The organism is Staphylococcus sp. GDY8P72P (genome assembly GCF_016890655.1).
GTDB classification, from domain to species: Bacteria; Bacillota; Bacilli; order Staphylococcales; family Staphylococcaceae; genus Staphylococcus; species Staphylococcus arlettae.
This window is the reverse complement of the sequence record NZ_JAFEQJ010000038.1, coordinates 1-3,119: the sequence shown is the minus strand read 5'-3', so window position 1 is coordinate 3,119 and position 3,119 is coordinate 1. Positions and strand designations below refer to the sequence as shown.

Below are 3,119 nucleotides of genomic sequence, written 5' to 3'. Positions count from 1 at the left end.
TTGTACATTGAAAACTAGATAAGTAAGTAAAATATAGATTTTACCAAGCAAAACCGAGTGAATTAAAGTTTGAAAAAGCTTGAATTCAAAACAAATAATCGCTAGTGTTCGAAAGAACACTCACAGATTAATAACATTTTGGGTTTAAATGAAACAATGTTTGATTTAAACAAACGATTAAGTTATTAAGGGCGCACGGTGGATGCCTTGGCACTAGAAGCCGATGAAGGACGTTACTAACGACGATATGCTTTGGGGAGCTGTAAGTAAGCTGTGATCCAGAGATTTCCGAATGGGGAAACCCAGCACGAGTTATGTCGTGTTATCGACATGTGAATATATATCATGTCTGAAGGCATACCCGGAGAACTGAAACATCTTAGTACCCGGAGGAAGAGAAAGAAAAATCGATTCCCTGAGTAGCGGCGAGCGAAACGGGAAGAGCCCAAACCAATAAGCTTGCTTATTGGGGTTGTAGGACACTCTATACGGAGTTACAAATGTATAAATTAGACGAATTATCTGGAAAGATAAATCAAAGAAGGTAATAATCCTGTAGTCGAAAATTTATACACTCTTGAGTGGATCCTGAGTACGACGGAGCACGTGGAATTCCGTCGGAATCCGGGAGGACCATCTCCCAAGGCTAAATACTCTCTAGTGACCGATAGTGAACCAGTACCGTGAGGGAAAGGTGAAAAGTACCCCGGAAGGGGAGTGAAAGAGAACTTGAAACCGTGTGCTTACAAGTAGTCAGAGCCCGTTAATGGGTGATGGCGTGCCTTTTGTAGAATGAACCGGCGAGTTACGATCTGATGCAAGGTTAAGCAGCAAATGTGGAGCCGCAGCGAAAGCGAGTCTGAATAGGGCGTTGAGTATTTGGTCGTAGACCCGAAACCAGGTGATCTACCCATGACCAGGCTGAAGTTCAGGTAACACTGAATGGAGGGCCGAACCGACTTACGTTGAAAAGTGAGCGGATGAGTTGTGGGTAGCGGAGAAATTCCAATCGAACCTGGAGATAGCTGGTTCTCTCCGAAATAGCTTTAGGGCTAGCCTCAAGTGATGATTATTGGAGGTAGAGCACTGTTTGGACGAGGGGCCCTTCTCGGGTTACCGAATTCAGACAAACTCCGAATGCCAATCAATTTAACTTGGGAGTCAGAACATGGGTGATAAGGTCCGTGTTCGAAAGGGAAACAGCCCAGACCACCAGCTAAGGTCCCAAAATATATGTTAAGTGGAAAAGGATGTGGCGTTGCCCAGACAACTAGGATGTTGGCTTAGAAGCAGCCATCATTTAAAGAGTGCGTAATAGCTCACTAGTCGAGTGACACTGCGCCGAAAATGTACCGGGGCTAAACATATTACCGAAGCTGTGGATTGTCCGTAGGACAATGGTAGGAGAGCGTTCTAAGGGCGTTGAAGCATGATCGCAAGGACATGTGGAGCGCTTAGAAGTGAGAATGCCGGTGTGAGTAGCGAAAGACGGGTGAGAATCCCGTCCACCGATTGACTAAGGTTTCCAGAGGAAGGCTCGTCCGCTCTGGGTTAGTCGGGACCTAAGCTGAGGCCGAAAGGCGTAGGCGATGGACAACAGGTTGATATTCCTGTACCACCTCAATTCGTTTTAAGCGATGGGGGGACGCAGTAGGATAGGCGAAGCGTACGATTGGATTGTACGTCCAAGCAGTAAGACTGAGTATTAGGCAAATCCGGTACTCATTAAGGTCAAGCTGTGATGGGGAGAGGAATTTATTCCTCGAGTCGTTGATTTCACACTGCCAAGAAAATCCTCTAGCTAGAATTATGGTGCCCGTACCGCAAACCGACACAGGTAGTCAAGATGAGAATTCTAAGGTGAGCGAGCGAACTCTCGTTAAGGAACTCGGCAAAATGACCCCGTAACTTCGGGAGAAGGGGTGCTTTCTAGGGTTCACGCCCAGGAAAGCCGCAGTGAATAGGCCCAAGCGACTGTTTATCAAAAACACAGGTCTCTGCTAAACCGTAAGGTGATGTATAGGGGCTGACGCCTGCCCGGTGCTGGAAGGTTAAGAGGAGTGGTTAGCTTCTGCGAAGCTACGAATCGAAGCCCCAGTAAACGGCGGCCGTAACTATAACGGTCCTAAGGTAGCGAAATTCCTTGTCGGGTAAGTTCCGACCCGCACGAAAGGCGTAACGATTTGGGCACTGTCTCAACGAGAGACTCGGTGAAATCATAGTACCTGTGAAGATGCAGGTTACCCGCGACAGGACGGAAAGACCCCGTGGAGCTTTACTGTAGTCTGATATTGAAATTCGGCACAGCTTGTACAGGATAGGTAGGAGCCTTAGATACGTGAGCGCTAGCTTACGTGGAGGCGTTGGTGGGATACTACCCTCGCTGTGTTGGATTTCTAACCCGCACCATTGATCATGGTGGGAGACAGTGTCAGATGGACAGTTTGACTGGGGCGGTCGCCTCCTAAAGAGTAACGGAGGCGCTCAAAGGTTCCCTCAGAATGGTTGGAAATCATTCACAGAGTGTAAAGGCATAAGGGAGCTTGACTGCGAGACTTACAAGTCGAGCAGGGTCGAAAGACGGACTTAGTGATCCGGTGGTTCCGCATGGAAGGGCCATCGCTCAACGGATAAAAGCTACCCCGGGGATAACAGGCTTATCTCCCCCAAGAGTTCACATCGACGGGGAGGTTTGGCACCTCGATGTCGGCTCATCGCATCCTGGGGCTGTAGTCGGTCCCAAGGGTTGGGCTGTTCGCCCATTAAAGCGGTACGCGAGCTGGGTTCAGAACGTCGTGAGACAGTTCGGTCCCTATCCGTCGTGGGCGTAGGAAATTTGAGAGGAGCTGTCCTTAGTACGAGAGGACCGGGATGGACATACCTCTGGTGTACCAGTTGTCGTGCCAACGGCATCGCTGGGTAGCTATGTATGGACGGGATAAGTGCTGAAAGCATCTAAGCATGAAGCCCCCCTCAAGATGAGATTTCCCAACTTCGGTTATAAGATCCCTCAAAGATGATGAGGTTAATAGGTTCGAGGTGGAAGCATAGTGATATGTGGAGCTGACGAATACTAATCGATCGAAGACTTAATCAATTTTAATAGGTTTTACTTGGTT

General features: G+C 48.3%; 1 rRNA gene. It reads left to right on the top strand.

What is annotated here, in order from left to right:
- Positions 1-175: 175 nt before the first annotated feature.
- Positions 176-3,097 (top strand): 23S ribosomal RNA (locus JVU85_RS13365).
- Positions 3,098-3,119: the final 22 nt, after the last annotated feature.